The organism is Amycolatopsis sp. NPDC004378 (assembly GCF_053602455.1).
In genome coordinates, this window is the sequence record NZ_JBSGDR010000023.1 from 98,781 (window position 1) to 114,987 (window position 16,207).

Annotated in this window: 12 protein-coding genes; 7 read left to right on the forward strand and 5 right to left on the reverse strand. The window is 72.3% G+C overall.

Features of this window, described 5'->3' with window-relative positions; genetic code table 11:
* Positions 1 to 20 precede the first annotated feature (20 nt).
* Complete coding sequence (locus ACWEN0_RS41730; protein WP_451986146.1) at positions 21 to 5,489, forward strand: ATP-binding protein; 5,469 nt, start codon at positions 21 to 23, stop codon at positions 5,487 to 5,489.
* Positions 5,490 to 5,552: 63 nt separating this feature from the next.
* Here ACWEN0_RS41730 and ACWEN0_RS41735 read toward each other — a convergent pair whose 3' ends face one another.
* Both ACWEN0_RS41735 and folP read right to left on the reverse strand, forming a co-directional pair.
* Positions 5,553 to 6,293: a pyrimidine reductase family protein gene (locus ACWEN0_RS41735; RefSeq protein WP_451986168.1), complete on the reverse strand. Its 741-nt coding sequence runs from the start codon at positions 6,291 to 6,293 to the stop codon at positions 5,553 to 5,555.
* On the reverse strand, positions 6,290 to 7,159 hold the full coding sequence (gene folP, locus ACWEN0_RS41740; protein ID WP_451986148.1) for a dihydropteroate synthase: 870 nt from the start codon (positions 7,157 to 7,159) through the stop codon (positions 6,290 to 6,292). The genes ACWEN0_RS41735 and folP overlap by 4 nt, the downstream gene beginning before the upstream one ends.
* Before the next feature lie 196 nt (positions 7,160 to 7,355).
* Between folP and ACWEN0_RS41745 the strand changes: the two genes are divergently transcribed.
* Positions 7,356 to 8,675, forward strand: coding sequence for a M14 family zinc carboxypeptidase (locus ACWEN0_RS41745; protein ID WP_451986150.1), 1,320 nt, complete (start codon positions 7,356 to 7,358; stop codon positions 8,673 to 8,675).
* A gap of 1 nt (position 8,676) precedes the next feature.
* Here the strand turns inward: ACWEN0_RS41745 and ACWEN0_RS41750 are convergent, their stop codons facing one another.
* Both ACWEN0_RS41750 and ACWEN0_RS41755 read right to left on the reverse strand, forming a co-directional pair.
* On the reverse strand, positions 8,677 to 9,708 hold the full coding sequence (locus tag ACWEN0_RS41750) for a class I SAM-dependent methyltransferase (protein ID WP_451986152.1): 1,032 nt from the start codon (positions 9,706 to 9,708) through the stop codon (positions 8,677 to 8,679).
* Between the two features lie 62 nt (positions 9,709 to 9,770).
* Positions 9,771 to 10,256: a PadR family transcriptional regulator gene (locus ACWEN0_RS41755; protein ID WP_451986154.1), complete on the reverse strand. Its 486-nt coding sequence runs from the start codon at positions 10,254 to 10,256 to the stop codon at positions 9,771 to 9,773.
* A 557-nt stretch (positions 10,257 to 10,813) separates the two neighbouring features.
* Here ACWEN0_RS41755 and ACWEN0_RS41760 point away from each other — a divergent pair.
* On the forward strand, positions 10,814 to 12,310 hold the full coding sequence (locus ACWEN0_RS41760; protein WP_451986156.1) for a sialidase family protein: 1,497 nt from the start codon (positions 10,814 to 10,816) through the stop codon (positions 12,308 to 12,310).
* An 83-nt stretch (positions 12,311 to 12,393) separates the two neighbouring features.
* Here ACWEN0_RS41760 and ACWEN0_RS41765 read toward each other — a convergent pair whose 3' ends face one another.
* A complete protein-coding gene (locus tag ACWEN0_RS41765) occupies positions 12,394 to 13,005 on the reverse strand; it encodes an MmpS family transport accessory protein (RefSeq protein ID WP_451986158.1) in 612 nt (203 codons plus the stop codon).
* A 157-nt stretch (positions 13,006 to 13,162) separates the two neighbouring features.
* Between ACWEN0_RS41765 and ACWEN0_RS41770 the strand changes: the two genes are divergently transcribed.
* The 4 genes from ACWEN0_RS41770 to ACWEN0_RS41785 all read left to right on the forward strand — a co-directional run bounded on the left by ACWEN0_RS41770 (position 13,163) and on the right by ACWEN0_RS41785 (position 16,133).
* Positions 13,163 to 14,362, forward strand: a complete 1,200-nt coding sequence (locus tag ACWEN0_RS41770) for a sensor histidine kinase (protein WP_451986160.1) — start codon at positions 13,163 to 13,165, stop codon at positions 14,360 to 14,362.
* A 9-nt stretch (positions 14,363 to 14,371) separates the two neighbouring features.
* Complete coding sequence (locus ACWEN0_RS41775) at positions 14,372 to 15,031, forward strand: response regulator transcription factor (RefSeq protein WP_451986162.1); 660 nt, start codon at positions 14,372 to 14,374, stop codon at positions 15,029 to 15,031.
* A gap of 56 nt (positions 15,032 to 15,087) precedes the next feature.
* The gene (locus ACWEN0_RS41780; RefSeq protein ID WP_451986170.1) at positions 15,088 to 15,528 is read left to right on the forward strand and encodes a nucleotidyltransferase domain-containing protein; all 441 of its coding nucleotides are present in this window, start codon (positions 15,088 to 15,090) and stop codon (positions 15,526 to 15,528) included.
* Between the two features lie 83 nt (positions 15,529 to 15,611).
* Positions 15,612 to 16,133 (forward strand): STAS domain-containing protein, encoded by a 522-nt coding sequence (locus tag ACWEN0_RS41785; RefSeq protein WP_451986164.1) that lies wholly within the window; start codon positions 15,612 to 15,614, stop codon positions 16,131 to 16,133.
* Positions 16,134 to 16,207 lie beyond the last annotated feature (74 nt).

A 16,207-nucleotide genomic window follows, 5' to 3' on the forward strand; every position in this document is an offset into this window, starting at 1 on the left:
GTACTTGGGAGGCTCAGCCGGTGTTCAGTCGTGTCGCCATCGTCAACCGCGGAGAGGCCGCGATGCGGCTCATCCACGCCGTCCGGGATCTGTCGGCGGAAACCGGGACGCGGATCGAGACGGTCGCCCTCTACACCGACGCCGATCGCACCGCCACGTTCGTCCGTGAGGCCGACGTGGCCTACGACCTGGGTCCGGCCGCGGCGCGTCCGTACCTCGACCTGGCCAAGCTCGAGCGGGCCCTGGTCGAGACGAAGGCCGACGCCGCGTGGGTCGGCTGGGGCTTCGTCGCCGAGGACCCGGCGTTCGCGGAACTGTGCGAAAAGGTCGGCGTCACCTTCGTCGGGCCGAGCGCCGACGCGATGCGCAAGCTCGGCGACAAGATCGGCGCCAAGCTGATCGCCGAAGAGGTCGGCGTGCCGGTCGCGCCCTGGAGCCGCGGCGAGGTCGCGACGCTCGAAGACGCCCTGAAGGCCGGCGACCGGATCGGCTATCCCCTGATGCTCAAGGCGACCGCCGGCGGTGGCGGGCGCGGCATCCGCAAGGTGGCCTCGGCCGACGAGCTGGCCGACGCCTACGAGCGCACCAGCCAGGAAGCCCTGCGCGCGTTCGGCTCCGGCGTCGTGTTCCTGGAGCGCCTGGTCACCGGCGCCCGGCACGTCGAGGTCCAGGTCATCTCCGACGGCGCGACGGCGTGGGCGCTCGGCGTCCGCGACTGCTCGGTGCAGCGGCGCAACCAGAAGATCATCGAAGAGTCCGCCTCGCCGGTCCTCGCGCCGGAGCAGACCGCCGAGCTGAAGGCGTCGGCCGAGCGGCTCGCCGTGGCCGTCGGCTACCGCGGCGCGTGCACCGTCGAGTTCCTCTACCACCCGGGCGACAGGCTGTTCGCCTTCCTCGAGGTCAACACCCGCCTGCAGGTCGAGCACCCGATCACCGAGATCACCACCGGCACCGACCTGGTCCGGCTGCAGCTGCACGTCGCGAACGGCGGCAAGCTCGAAGGCGACCAGCCGGCCGAGAGCGGCCACGCCGTCGAGGCGCGCCTGAACGCCGAAGACCCCGACCGCGACTTCGCGCCCTCCCCCGGCCGCATCTCGCGGCTCGCCCTGCCGGCCGGGCCCGGCATCCGCGTCGACACCGGCGTCAGCGAGGGCGACAGCATCCCCGCCGACTTCGACTCGATGATCGCGAAGATCATCGCCTACGGCCGCGACCGCGACGAGGCGCTGGGCCGCCTGCGCCGCGCGATGGGCGAGACCACCGTCATCATCGACGGCGGCGCGACCAACAAGAGCTTCGTGCTCGACCTGCTCGACCAGCCCGAGGTGATCGACGCCAGCGCCGACACCGGCTGGATCGACCGCGTCCGCGCCGAAGGCCGCCTGGTCACCCACCGCCACTCCGCCGTCGCGCTCGCCGCGGCCGCCATCGAGGCCTACCAGGACGAGGAAGAAGCCTCGGTGCAGCGGCTGCTGTCCACCGCGCACGGCGGCCGCCCGCAGGTCCAGCACGAGAGCGGCCGCCCGCTCGACCTCAAGCTCCGCGGCGTCGGCTACCGCGTCAGCGTCGCCCGCGTCGGCGAAAAGCGCTTCCGGGTCGGTGTTTCGGCCGGTGCCGACGTCCACCACGCCGACGTCGAGATCAACCGCTTCGACGCCCACACGGGCCAGATCCTGGTCAACGGCGAGCGTTTCCGCCTCGTCTCGGCCACGCACGGCCCGATCCACCTCGTCGAGGTCGACGGCGTCACCCACCGCGTCAGCCGCGACGAAGGCGGCGTCGTCCGCTCCCCCGCGCCCGCGCTGGTCGTCGCCACGCCGCTGGCCGTCGGCGACGAGGTCGAAGCGAACGCGCCGATCCTCGTGCTGGAGAGCATGAAGATGGAGACGGTGCTGCGCGCGCCGTTCCGCGCCCGCGTCCGCGAGTGCCCGGTGTCGGTCGGCAGCCAGGTCGAGACGGGCGCGCCGCTGATGCGCCTGGAGCCGCTGCAGGACGACACCGAGGACGAAGCGGCCACCGAGGCCGAGACCGTCGAGATCGAGCTGCCCGCCGAGCCCGCGGGGGTCTCCGCCGAAGCCCGCGTCGAGCGCGGTCTCCAGGACCTGCGCAGCCTGCTGCTCGGCTTCGACGTCGACCCGGCGGAGCGCAAGCGCGTCCTGGCGGCCTACACCGCCGCCCGCGCCGAGCTCGGCGGCCGTCCGGTCGAAGGCGAGCTGGAGCTGCTGACCGTCTTCGCCGACCTGTCCGAGCTGACCCGCAACACCCCGGGTGGCGAGGCCGACGCCGAGTCCGACGGCCCGGTGCACAGCCCCCGCGAGTACTTCCACAGCTACCTGCAGAGCCTCGACGTCGAGCGCGCGGGCGTCACCGAGGGCTTCCAGGCGAAGCTGTCGAAGGTGCTGGCCCACTACGGCGTCACCGACCTGGAGCGCACCCCGGAGCTGGAGTCCGCGGTGTTCCGGATCTTCCTGGCGCAGCAACGGACTTCGGCCGACGTCGCGGTCGTCTCCGAGCTGCTGCGGCTGTGGCTGGCCGGAGCGGCGCCGGTGGAGGCGCTGCGCGAACGCGCCGGGCTCACCCTGGAGCACCTCATCGAAGCCACGCAGGTGCGCTTCCCCGCCGTCTCCGACCTCGCCCGCGGCGTCGTGTTCCGCTGGTTCGCCCAGCCGCTGCTGCGCCGCCACCGCGCCGAGGTCTACGCGGCCGTCCGCACCGAGCTGCACTACCTCGACCAGCACCCGGACGCGCCGGACCGCGCCGAGCGGATCCAGGCGATGATCACCGGCTCGCAGCCGCTCGTCCGGCTGCTCGGGCAGCGCATCGGCCGCCCGGGCCGCGACCACGCGCCGCTGCTGGAAGTGCTGACCCGCCGCTACTACGGCAACCGCCGGCTGTCCGGCGTCGCCGTGCGCGACGCCGCCGGCTGCCGGTGGCTGACCGCGTCCCTGGACACCCCGGACGGCGCGCTGCCGCTGGTCACCACCGCCGTCGACTTCGCCGCCCTGCCCGACGCCCTGCGTGCGCTGGGCGAGGTGGCCACCGAAGGCGTGGTCGCCGACCTGTACGTGCGCTGGGAAGACCAGCCGGAGGTCGACGCGACCGCCGAGCGGCTCGGCGCGCTGCTGGCCGAGCACGTGGTCCCGGAGAGCGTCCGCCGGATCGTCATCACCGTGGCCGGCACCGGCGGCGCGGTGATGCACCACCACTTCACCTTCCGGCGCGACGACGCGGGCTTCGCGGAAGACCGGCTGATCCGCGGCCTGCACCCGCAGATCGCGCAGCGCCTGCAACTGCAGCGGCTGGCCGAGTTCGACCTGACCCGGCTGCCGTCGGCGGACGAAGAGATCTACCTCTTCAAGGCCGTCGCCAAGACGAACCCGGCCGACGAGCGGCTGATCGCGATGGGCCAGGTCCGCGACCTGACGCCGCTGCGCGAGGCCGACGGCCGCCTGGTCGCCCTGCCCGCGCTCGAGGACGCCGTCACCGCGTGTCTCGCCGCGATCCGGAACATCCAGGCGCAGCGGCCGCAGAACAAGCGGTTCGACACCAACCGGATCATGATGTACGTCTGGCCGCCGACCGACCTGACGACCGAGGAGCTGAACACGCTCGTCCAGCGCATCCTGCCGACGTCGGTGGGCGCCGGGCTGGAGGAGGTCCAGTTCCTGGCCCGCCGCCGCACCGAGGCCGGGAAGCTGACCGAGCTCGCCGTCCGCGTCGCGTTCGACCCCGGGCACGGCGCCAAGCTGCACCTCGAGACGCCGTCGACCGAGCCGGTGAAACCGCTGGACGCCTACCGCCTCAAGGTGCTGGGCGCGGCCCGCCGCGGCACGGTCTACCCCTACGAGCTGACCGACCTGCTCGCCGGCCCCGGAGGCACCTTCGTCGAGCACGACTTCGACGAGGCCGGTGCCTTGGTGCCGGTCGACCGGCCGAAGGGGCAGAACACGGCGGCGATCGTCGCCGGTGTCGTGACGACGCCGACCGAGCGGCACCCCGGCGGCGTAAGGCGCGTCGTGCTGCTCGGCGACCCGACGAAGGCGCTCGGTGCGCTGTCGGAGCCGGAGTGCTCGCGGGTCATCGCGGCCCTCGACCTGGCCGAGCGGATGCGCGTCCCGCTGGAGTGGTTCGCCGTCTCCGCGGGCGCGCGGATCTCGATGTCCTCGGGCACCGAGAACATGGACTGGGTCGCCGCGGCGCTCAAGCGGATCGTCACCTTCACCCAGGACGGCGGCGAAATCAACATCGTCGTCGGCGGCATCAACGTCGGCGCCCAGCCGTACTGGAACGCCGAAGCCACGATGCTCATGCACACCAAGGGCATCCTGGTGATGACGCCGGACTCGGCGATGGTGCTCACCGGCAAGCAGGCGCTGGACTTCTCCGGCGGGGTCTCGGCCGAGGACAACTTCGGCATCGGCGGCTACGACCGCGTGATGGGCCCGAACGGCCAGGCGCAGTACTGGGCGCCGAACCTGCCGGCCGCGCGCGAAGTGCTGATGGCGCACTACGAACACACCTACGTCGCGCCGGGCGAGACCGGGCCGCGGCAGGTCACCACGACCGACCCGGTCGACCGCGACGTCTCGCCGTTCCCGCACGCGGTCGTGGGCAGCGACTTCACGAACGTGGGCCAGATCTTCTCGGCCGAGCACAACCCGGACCGCAAGAAGCCGTTCGACATCCGCACGGTGATGCGTGCGCTGTCCGACCAGGACCACCCGGTGCTGGAGCGCTGGGCGGGCATGGCGGACGCGGAGACCTCCGCGGTGCAGGACGTGCACATCGGCGGCCGCCCGGTCTGCCTGATCGGCATCGAGTCGCGCTCGGTGCCCCGCCGCGGCTTCCCGCCCACCGACGGCCCGGACGCGTTCACCGCGGGCACGCTCTTCCCGCGGTCGTCGAAGAAGACGGCGCGCGCGATCAACGCGGCGTCGGGCAACCGGCCGCTGGTGGTGCTGGCGAACCTCTCCGGGTTCGACGGCTCCCCGGAGTCGCTGCGCAAGCTGCAGCTGGAGTACGGCGCGGAGATCGGCCGGGCGATCGTCAACTTCGAGGGCCCGATCGTGTTCACCGTGATCTCCCGCTACCACGGCGGCGCGTTCGTGGTGTTCTCCAAGGCGCTCAACCCGAACATGACGGTGCTGGCGCTGGAGGGCTCGTTCGCCTCGGTGCTGGGCGGCGCCCCGGCGGCCGCGGTGGTGTTCGCGGGCGAGGTCAACAAGCGCACGGCGAACGACCCGCGCGTGACGGACCTGCAGGCGCAGGTCTCGGCGGCCGGCGCGGCCGAGCGGGCCGCGTTGAACGCGAAGCTGGCCGAGGTCCAGTCGTCGGTCCGCGCGGAGAAGGTCAGCGAAGTGGCGGCGGAGTTCGACCGCGTGCACAGCGTTCAGCGCGCGGTGGAGGTCGGCTCGGTGGACGCGATCATCAGCGCGGCCGAGCTGCGCCCGCGGATCATCGAGGCCATCGAACACGGCCTGAAGAAGTAGCGCTGTCGTGAGTGTTCAGGGCGGTTGGCGCCGCCCTGAACACTCACGACAAGGCAGCCCGCGCTAAGGCACCAGGTAGCGCGTGAGCAGGCTCGCGCCGTCGGTCAGGACCGTGGCCAGCTTCAGCTCCAGGGGGTCGAAGGCGCCGCCGACGGCCGCGCGGTCCGCTGTTCCCGCCACCAGGTAGGGCGCGACCGTCAGCCGGAACTCGTCGACCAGGCCCGCTTCGGCCAGCGACGCGAACAGCTTCGGGCCGCCCTCGCAGTCGATCCGCCGGAAGCCGCGTGCGGTCAGGGCGGCCACCGCCAGGTCGAGGGCCACCTCGCCCTCGCCCGCGACGACCACCTCGGCACCCGCCGCCTTCCACGCGTCGCGCAGGTCCTGCGGGGCCCGCTCGCTGGTGACGACGATCGTCGGCACCGCGGCGTCCGTGATCACCGGTGCGTCGGGCGGCAGGCTCGCGCCGGTGGTGACGACCGCGATCGGCGGGATCGGCTCGAGCCCGTGCCGGCGGCGCCGGTCCGCCGTCTCCGGATCCGGGTGGACGCCGTCGAACTCCTCGACCACCGCCGTCCCGGCGCCGAGCAGGACGACGTCGGCGAGGTCGCTGCCCAGCTTGAACACGACCCGGTCGGGATCGGTCGAGAGCGGGCGGGACCGGCCGCCGACGGTGATCGCGCCGTCCGTGCTCGCCACGAAGTTGACGACCAGCCACTTCTCGGCGTCCGGAAAGCGGTACAGCTCTTCGAGGTCGCCCGTGCCGAGTTCGCGGACGTCCTCGGGGGGCCAGATCTGCCGGATCACAGCCACCGCACCGCGTTCTTCGGCGGGCGGTCGCCGAGGATGCTGGCGATCATCTCGACCGTCTGCCGCGTCTGGCGGACCTGGTGCGCCCGGAACATCGCGGCGCCGTGCGCCGCCGCGAGCGCCGTGGCCGCGAGGGTCCCGGTGACCCGGTCGTCCATGGGGACGTCGAGCGTCTCCCCCACGACTCCCTTGTTGGACAACGCCATCAGCACCGGCCACCCGGTGGCCACCAGCTTGTCGACGTTCCGCAGCACCTCCAGCGACTGGTAGGTGTTCTTCGAGAAGTCGATGCAGGGGTCGATCATGACGCCTTCGCGCGGGACTCCCTTCGCGACCGCCCGTTCGGCGAGTTCCGTGGTGTCCGCGACGACCGACGCCACGACGTCGTCGTACTGCGGCTTCACCGGGTCCGTGCGCGGGTCGAGCCCGTCGACGTGGGCGCAGATGTAGCCGGCGCCGTGCTCGGCGGCGACGTCGAGGATCTCCGGCTCGTACGCGGCCCAGTTGTCGTTGATGAGGTCCGCGCCCGCGCGGCACACGGCGTCGGCGACCTCGGCGCGGTAGGTGTCGACGCTGATCACGACATCCGGGAAGGCCGCGCGGATCCACTCCACGGTCGGCACGACGCGGGCGAGCTCCTCCGCGACGGTGACCTCGGGGCCGGGGCTGGCGGGCACGCCGCCGATGTCGATCACCGAGGCGCCGTCTTCGAGCGCCTTGCCGACGGCCGCCTTCGCGCGGCCTTCCTCGTACGTCACGCCGTTGTCGTAGAACGAGTCCGGAGTCCGGTTGACGATCGCCATCACCATCGCGTGGTCGCTGGTGAGGCGTCTTCCCCGGAAGACGAGGTCGTGGATCGGCATGCGCACTCCGTTTCGAGATCGGCCCTGGCTGCTTCCGAGCATAGTGAGAACGCGGGCGCGGGACCGGCCGCGACCGGTTTCGCGACTTTCGGGGGTGTGCCGGGTTTGTCCCCGCCGACACACTGTGCGTGCCGATCCGGTGACCGCGGGTTCCCGGTGCCGGCGCCCATCCGTCGCGGCGTGAGGAGATCCTCCGATGGCGTCAAGGTCCCTGTCCCGGCTCGCCCTCGCGGCGGCCGGTGTCCTGCTCAGCACGCTGGCCGCCGGCACGGCGGCCGCCCAGCCGGCCGACACCCCGGTGTTCTGGCGGGTGCCGGCCACGACCGCCCAGGCCCAGGCGCTGGCCGCGGCGGGCTTCGACGTGGAGGAGGGCGACGCGGGCGCCGCGCTCGTCGTCGGCGGGCCGTCGGTGGCGGCGAAACTGCGCACGCTGGGATATCGCCCGTCGTTCTTCGACACCGTCTACAAGGAACTCCCCGCGCAGGCGAACTCCCTGGCGGCGGACACCTTCTACGGCGGGTACCGCACGGTCACCGCGCACGAGAACCACCTCGCCGCGGTCGCCGCCGCCCACCCCGACCTGGCCACGAAGTACACGATCGGCCAGTCGTGGAAGAAGACCAAGGGCCAGGGCGGCCACGACGTCCAGGCCCTCTGCCTGACGAAGAAGCAGGCCGGCGACTGCACGCTTTCGACGACGTCGCCGAAGCCGAAGTTCTTCCTGATGGCCCAGATCCACGCGCGGGAGCTGTCCACCGGCGAGCTCGCCTGGCGCTGGATCGACTACCTGGCCGACGGCTACGCCACCGACGCCACCGCGAAGTCCATTCTGGACACCACCGAGGTGTGGGTGGTGCCGATCGCCAACCCGGACGGCGTCGACATCGTCGCTTCGGGCGGCAACTCGCCGAAGCTGCAGCGCAAGAACGCCGACAACACCCGCGGCGGCTGCACCGGCACGAACATCGGCATCGACCTCAACCGCAACTCGACGTTCAAGTGGGGCGGCGACTCCAACTCCCCCTGCGCCGAGACCTACCAGGGCGTGAGCGCCGGGTCCGAGCCCGAGACGCAGGCGCTGGAAAAGCTGGCCCGAGCGATCTTCCCCGACCAGCGCGGCACCGGCAACAACGACCCCGCGCCGGCGACGGCCAAGGGCACGATGATCACGCTGCACAGCTACGGCAACGACATCATCATCCCGTGGGGCTTCACCCAGGCCACCTCGCCCAACGACGCGCAGTACCGCAAGCTCGGCGCGAAGTACGCGGCGTCGAACGGCTACCTGGTCGGCACCAACGAGGAAACCGTCGGCTACGACACGAGCGGCACCACCGACGACTTCACCTACGGCGAACTCGGCGTCGCGAGCGTGACGTTCGAGGTCGGCGGGTCGAGCGGCAGCTGCGGCGGCTTCCTGCCGAAGTACTCCTGCGTCGACAGCACCTTCTGGCCGAAGAACAAGGGTGCGCTGATCACCGCCGCCAAGGCCGCGGCGGCGCCGTACCAGCAGTGAGTCAGGGCCGGCAGGCGTAGACGCAGTTCTGCGGACGCGGGGAATCCAGCACGTCGACGTGCCGGAACCCCGCGTCCGCGAGCATTTCCCGCGCCTTCTCGGTGCCCCACATCGCGCCCAGCGCGGCCCCGCCCTCGGCCAGCGACGTCGTCGTGCAGTACATCAGGCTGATCGAGTAGCACAGCGCCGCCAGCGGGTTGCCGACGTTCTTCTCGACGTGGCTGGAGAAGTTGGTGTCCACCATGAAGAACAGGCCGTCGTCCGGCAGGGCGCCACGGACCCGGCGCAGCACGACGTCCGGCCGGTCCTGGTCGTGGACGGCGTCGAACGCGGTGATCACGTCGTATTCGCCGGTCAGCTCGGCGGCGTCCCCGACGGCGAAGCCGGCGTTCGGCAGGCCGTGCGCGGTTTCCTTCGCCTGCTCGACGACGCTCTCGTTGATGTCGAGCCCGGTGAAGTGCGACGCGGGGAAGGCCCGGGCGGCGACCGCGATGGCGTTCCCGGTGCCGCAGCCCAGGTCGAGCACGCGCACGCCCGCCGTGAGCCGCTCCTTCAGGCCGGGGACCGCGCCGAAGAAGCCGTCGACGAGGTGCTCGCGGTAGACGTGCTTCCAGCTGTCGCCGGTCTTCGCGCCCAGGGTTTCGAGGTAGGGCCCGTACGCCGACCTCGGGACGCCGCCGCCCTCGGCGAAGCTGCGCTCCAGCTCGGGCAGGACGCCGGTGAACGCGCTGAGCGTGAGCAGCGACGGCATGAGGTTCGCCGCGGTGTCCCCGAGGAGGAACTTCGCGTGCTCCGGTGGGAAGGTGTACTCCCCGGCGTCGAGGGTGAAGATGCCGCCGGTGACCATCGCGCCGAGCCATTCCCGCACGTAGCGTTCGTGCAGCCCGGCGCGTTCGGCGAGGCCGGCGCTGGTGGCGGGCCCGCGGGCGGCGGCCTCGAACAGCCCGGTGCGGTGCCCGACGCCGATCAGCATGGTGAGGGCGCTGCCGGTCATGGTGGCGGTCAGGTGCGCCGCGAAGTCCTTCTCCTCCATGCGACCGGAGCCTACCCGCCCGGCAGACCGTCCGATGTGGACAATCTGCCGGACGGGCGCGGTCAGTCCTCGTCTTCGAGGCCGGCGTCGGCCAGCACGGCGTACACCCGGCGGCGCGCGTCGGCGAGGATCTTCTTCACCTCGGCGACCTGGGCGTCGGTGCCGGCCTGGCCGACCTGCGCGGTGGCACCCGAGAGCTCCCCGAGCGCGTGCCACAGGGTGGCGAAGCGGTCGGCACCGGGCTCCTCTTCGGGTTCGGCCCAGAGCTCGGCGAACTCGGCTTCCCGCCCGGCGACGTGCTCCCGCCCGGCCTCGGTCAGCTCCGCGACCCGGCGGCCGCCGGTCTCGGCCGTGCGGACGAGACCCTCGTCCTCCAGCTGCTGCAGAATCGGGTAGACGGAACCCGGGCTGGGTCGCCACCGGTCGTGCGTGCGGCGCCGGATCTCCTGCATCAGCTGGTAGCCGTGCCTGGGTTCTTCGGCGAGCAACGCGAGCACGGCGGGCCGCACCGGCCGGCTCGGCCCGCGCCCGCCCCGGAACTCCTGCACCCGCTGGAAGGCACCGCCCCCGCCGAACCACCCACCAGGACCCCCGAAGGAGCCGGGCCCACCGGGAAAGCCGGGGAACCCGGGCCCACCCGGCGGCTGCGGCGGATGGGGCGGCCGCGGCGGAGGGGGCGGGAAGCCGCCTCGCGCCAGGTCGGGGCCGGCTTCCCAGTCCTCGTGGCCAGGCGGCTCGTGGTCGCCCGGGTGCCTCAGCGGGCCGTGCTCGTGGTGCCCGCCCGGACCCACCCCGTGCCCGAAGCCCGGGTGACCGAACCCGGCACGACCAGCGAAACCGTGCTCCTCGCCGCCCCCGAAGCCGCCGAACACCCGTCGTGCTCCTGCGCTCATCTCCATGACCATCCCCTTCCGTCACCATATCGCCGACACCTCGACGATATATCGCCGTTGGGTCGGCCGCAACCGCCGCCGCGTTCACCGGGAATTTCCCTTCCGGCAAGGTATAGGTCGTTATACGCCGGGTTGTACGGGTCTTGTACGGGCCGCATCGACGCTGTCGCCGAGACGTAGGACGTAGAACGAATCTGTTGGGAGCCCCTACCGTGAAGATCACCCGGATCGCCGGAGGCCTGCTGGCCGGACTGCTGGGGTGCGCCGCCGTCGCCGTTCCGGCGGCCGTCGGCGCCGCCACCGCGCAGGCCGACGTCGCCAGCACCCTGGTGTTCACCAAGAACACCGAAGGCCATGACTGCTACCGCATCCCCACCGTCGTCAAGGCGAACAACGGCGACCTGCTCGCGTTCGCCGAAGGCCGCAACGGCGGCGACAGCACCTGCGCCGACCTCGGCGCCATCGACCTGGTGATGAAACGCTCTTCCGACAACGGGAAGACGTGGAGCGCGCTGAAGACCGTCATCACCGCGTACGGCGACACCAAGGGCAACCCGGCGCCGATCGTCATCCCGGGCAGCAACCGGATCGTGCTGCTGTCCACCATGCAGTGCTACACCAACCCGAAGTGCGGCCGGATCCCGCGGGTGTCCCTCAGCGAAGACAACGGAAACACCTGGAGCGCACCGAAAACGCTCACCACCGAGCTCGGCTTCGCGAGCGCGCCCGGCTGGCTGGCCACCGGGCCGTCGCACGGGATCGTGCTGACCCGTGGTGCGCACGCCGGCCGGCTCGTCGCCGGGATGAGCTACACGATCGGCACCGCGAACACCGGCTCGCTGATCTACAGCGACGACCAGGGTGCCACCTGGCACCGCGGCGCGACCGACACGTACACGAACACCACGATGAACCCGCAGGAGATCAGCGTCACCGAGCTGCGCGACGGGCGGGTCTACGCCGCCGCGCGCAACGACGCCAACAGCGACGACAAGTGCGTCGCGGACGGCACGCACAACCGCGCGGCCGCGATCAGCTCCGACGGCGGCGCGACGTTCAGCTCGAAGTTCGCCTTCGCCACCGACCTCGTCACCCCGACCGTCGAGGGGTCGACGGCACGGATGAGCGCCACCGACACCGGCGGCAAGTACAACCGGATCGTCTTCGCCGCACCGTCCACTTGCGACCGTCGCAAGGAGCTGCGGGTCCACTCGTCCTTCGACGAAGGCGCCAACTGGACCGGCACCGGCGACAGCGTGCTCGTGTGGGGCCAGGACGCGGCCTACTCGGACATGGTTCAGCTGTCGCAGTCCTCGGTCGGTGTGCTGTTCGAGGCCGGCCCGGAGTTCCACGCCAACGACACCATCCGCTACGCCACGGTGACCGAGGCCGCGCTGGGCGCCCCGGCGTGCGGGGCCGGCTACGGCGTGATCGACCAGCAGACGCTCGGCACGGCCGGCACGGTCTACCTGTCCTACAACGCCGCCAACGGCCAGAACTGCGTCAGCACCATGAAGAACGACTCCGCCGGCACGGCCACGGCGACGTCGGCCTTCCTGGAGGTCAAGGGGTCGGCGCGGGCCACCGACTCCGGCTCGTTCTCCTGGTTCGCCGGCCCGGTCAAGGCGGCCGCGGCGGGCAAGTGCGTGCAGTGGGGCGGCACGGCCGGCGGCCAGTCCGCCACCAGCGGGTTCGAGCACTGCGGCTGACCCCGGGTGGGACCCGCCCCCTGGCCGGGTCCCACCCTTCGCCCCCGCCGCCCGGCCCCCTCGCCCGGGCGGCGACGGGCGGTTCAGAAGCCGGTGCAGCTGGCGACCGCGAGCGGGCCCGACGCGGTCGCCGTCTTGGTCTGCTTGCCGTCGACGACGACCTTGCAGGTGATCGTGCCGCCGTCGGGCCCGGTGGTCGCGGCGAACTGCGCGCCTTCGAGGAACCCCTTCGCCTCGACGGTCTTGGTCCACGGGACCGGCGCCGACAGCTCGGTGTTCACGAGGATGGTGTGCTCGTCGAAGGTGCTGTAGTCGACGCTGGCGGTCTTCGCGTCGCCGGTCACTTCGTAGGTGATGGTGTGGTGCTGCGTGGCCTGGTCGTTGACGTCGCTGATGGCCTTGCCGATCACCACGACCCACAGGACGCTCACCACCAGGCCGAGCACCGACACGACGATGCCCGCGATCGCCAGGCCCTTGTTGGTGGCCTTCCCGGCGCGGACCCGGGCGAAGCCGACCGCCGACAGGATCAGGCCGGCCACCACGAGCGGCCAGGCGACGACGCCGACGATCGGGATCGGCGAGAACACCAGCCCCACGAGGCCGAGGACGAAGCCGGCCGTGCCGAGGCCGTTGCGCGGCGGCACGACGGCCCGCGGCGCCACGGGCTGCTGGAGCGGGGTGTAGTCGGTCATCGGGGTTCCTTTCGCCTCTGCTGACAGCGAGCAGGAAACCAGCGGCGCGACCGGGTCCGCGTCGTCCGCGGGCCTCGTCCGCCTACGACGAAAGTCGTCACCACCGCGGTACCGAACCGGCGGAACGGCTGAGGCGCCCGCCCGTACTCTTTCTCGCATGGGACGGTCCGTGCTGGGCGTGGTGTGCACCGTGTTCGCGGTCGCCGCGAGCCTGGTGACCGGGTTCGCGAACCTCGCGATCGACATCAGCCTGCCCGGAACCGACGACCTGGCGCCCACGGCCGGGGCGCTGCTCGGCTGGTTCTTCGGGGTCGGCGCGTCGATCATGCTGGTCTGGCGGCACCGCTGGCCGCTGCTCGTCACCGGCATCGCGATCGTGCCACCGCTCCTGCTGCGCGCGGACTCGCTGGCCGCCCTGATCGCCCTCGCCGCGCTCACCACGCGGTTCACCGGCTGGTGGCGCTGGAGCGCGACGACGCTGGTGTTCGCCGCGACCGCGCTCGCGGTGTGGCGCGACGTCGGCCGGGTCGCGGACCTGTCCATTTCCGAGGCGTGGATCTCGACCGAGACGACCGGCATGGAGGTGACCGGGATCCTGCTCACCGCGGCCGTGTACACCGCGATCCCGCTCACCCTCGGCGTCGTCCGCCACAGCGTGGCCGAGACGCGCCGCCGGACCGCCGAGCAGGCGGCCCTGCGCGACCAGGTGGCCCGCCGCGAAGAGCAGGCGCGGATCGCGCGCGAGATGCACGACGTCCTCGGGCACCGGCTTTCGCTGCTCTCCCTGCAGGCGGGCGCGCTCGAAGTCACCACGAGCACGACCCCGGACGCGGCGGAGGCGGCCAAGACCGTGCGGACCACCGCCCGGCAGTCGCTCGACGACCTGCGCCAGGTGATCGGCGTCCTGCGCGGCTCCGGCTTCGCCGACCGGCCGCAGGGCGGCCCCGCGGAACCACCCCAGCCGACACTGGCCGACATCCCCGACCTCGTCGTCGGCGCGCGACAGGCCGGTCTCCCGGTGAACGTGACGATCCTGCTCGACCAGGCGTCGACGGCCCCGGCACCGCTCGGCACGGCCGCGTACCGGATCCTCCAGGAGGCGCTCACCAACGTGCTCCGGCACGCGCCGGGCGCCCCCGCGGACGTGACGGTGCGCGGCGGCCCGGGTGTCGGGCTCGTCCTGGAAGTCGTCAACGCGCTGCCGCCGGTCCCGGTGCCGTCGCCGGGTTCCGGCACCGGGCTCACCGGCGTCAACGAGCGGATCTCGCTCCTCGGCGGCACGCTCAGCGCCGGACGGGCCGACGAAAGGACGTTCGTCCTCCGGGCCTCGCTCCCCTGGGTCCCCGCCGCCCCCTAGCATGGGCGGGTGAGCGTGCGCGTACTGCTCGTCGACGACGATCCGCTGGTCCGCACCGGGCTGTCGATGATCCTCGGCAGCACCCCCGACCTCGAAGTGGTCGCCCAGGCCGGCGACGGCGACGAAGCGGTGCAGCAGGTCGCCCGGCACGCGCCGGACGTCGTGATCATGGACATCAGGATGCGCCGGATGAACGGCCTCGCCGCGACGGCGGCGGTGCTGGCCCAGCCGCGGGCGCCGAAGGTGCTGATCCTGACGACGTTCGACCTCGACGAGTACGTCTTCGAGGCGCTCGCCGCGGGCGCGAGCGGCTTCCTGCTCAAGGAGGGCTCGCCGCAGGAGATCATCGAAGGCGTCCGCGTGGTGGCGGGCGGCGACGCGATGCTTTCGCCCCGCACGACCAAGCAGCTGATCGGTCAGTTCGTCGCGGCGCGCGCCAACCCGCGCCGCGCCCGCGCCCTGGCGAAGCTGGAGCTGCTGAGCGGCCGCGAACGCGAGGTCGTCACGGCGGTCGCGCAGGGCAAGCCGAACGCGGACATCGCGGCGGAGCTGTTCCTCAGCGAGGCGACGGTGAAGACGCACATCACGCGCACGTTCGCGAAGCTCGACGTGAGCAACCGCGTGCAGTTGACGATTTTCGCCTACGAAGCCGGGCTCGTCAGCCCGTGACCGGGTGGGAGCCGGCGTCGCCGGCCGAGGTTCGCGCCCTGTTCGACGCCGTGGGCGTGCCGTGGTGGCTCGCCGGCGGGTTCGCGCTCGAGCTGGCGGCCGGGCGGTCGTGGCGGCCGCACGGGGACGTCGACGTGCTGGTGCCGCGCCGCGACCAGCTCGGCGTGCAACGGGCGCTGGCGGGCTGGGAGTGGTGGGCCGCGGATCCGCCCGGGACGCTCCGGCCGGGGGCCGCCGGGGAGCTGCTGGGGCCGGCGGTGCACGACGTCTGGTGCCGGCCCTCGGCCGGTGCCGCCCGATTGCGGAGCTCGGCGTCGCAGGCGCGATTCCCTGTCTGCGGGCCGAGATCCCGCTGTTCTCCAAGGCGAAGGACCCGCGAGAGAAGGACGAAACGGACTTCCGGGAGTGATCGGCGGCACGTACTCGCGACGCCATCCGTGGCTGTCCCGGCTCTGACCCCACTGAGGACCGGACCGGCGCAGGCGCGAACCCGATGATCTTTCACCGGTTCGGGAAGACCTTTGGGCCGAGCGGGTGACATGACTGTTGCGTCTTGGCCTCGGTGAGCGATGTATTACGTATGGTCTGGCCCGAGGACGACGCACGACACCGCGAGGTGATCGACGGACTGCGCGCGTGGGCCCGGAAGATCGATTCGGTGCCCTACCCCGCCGGGCTGGACATCGACGCCCTGATGGCCCGCCACTACGCGAGCATGGGCGAAGAGCCGGATCCCGTGATGACGATGACCGTGACGGCGACCGCCGAGGTCACCACCCTGGCCGTCGGCGGCGAAATCGACATGACCGGCGGACGGCGGCTGCAGCGCCGCCTCGCCGAGGAGATCGGGCTGGCCCCGCGGGTCCTGGTCCTGGATCTGACCGGCGCGGCCCACTGCTCCGCGCGCGGCTTGGCGGTGCTCCTGGAAGCCACCGGCGACGCGCACGAGGCCGGCGTCGCGTTCGCGATCGCGGGCTGCGCCCCGGTGGTCCGCCGGGCGGTCGACGCACTCGGCCTCGGCGCGGCCCTGCCGATCCACCCCACGCCCACGGCCGCGATCGAGTGGCTCGAGCTCCTGGACCGGCTGAAGACGCCCCGGTGACCCGGGTGCCTTGGTGACGACCAGCAGCCCGCGTCGCACGCCGAACGCGTCCAGCGCGGCGAGGTGTTCGGCCG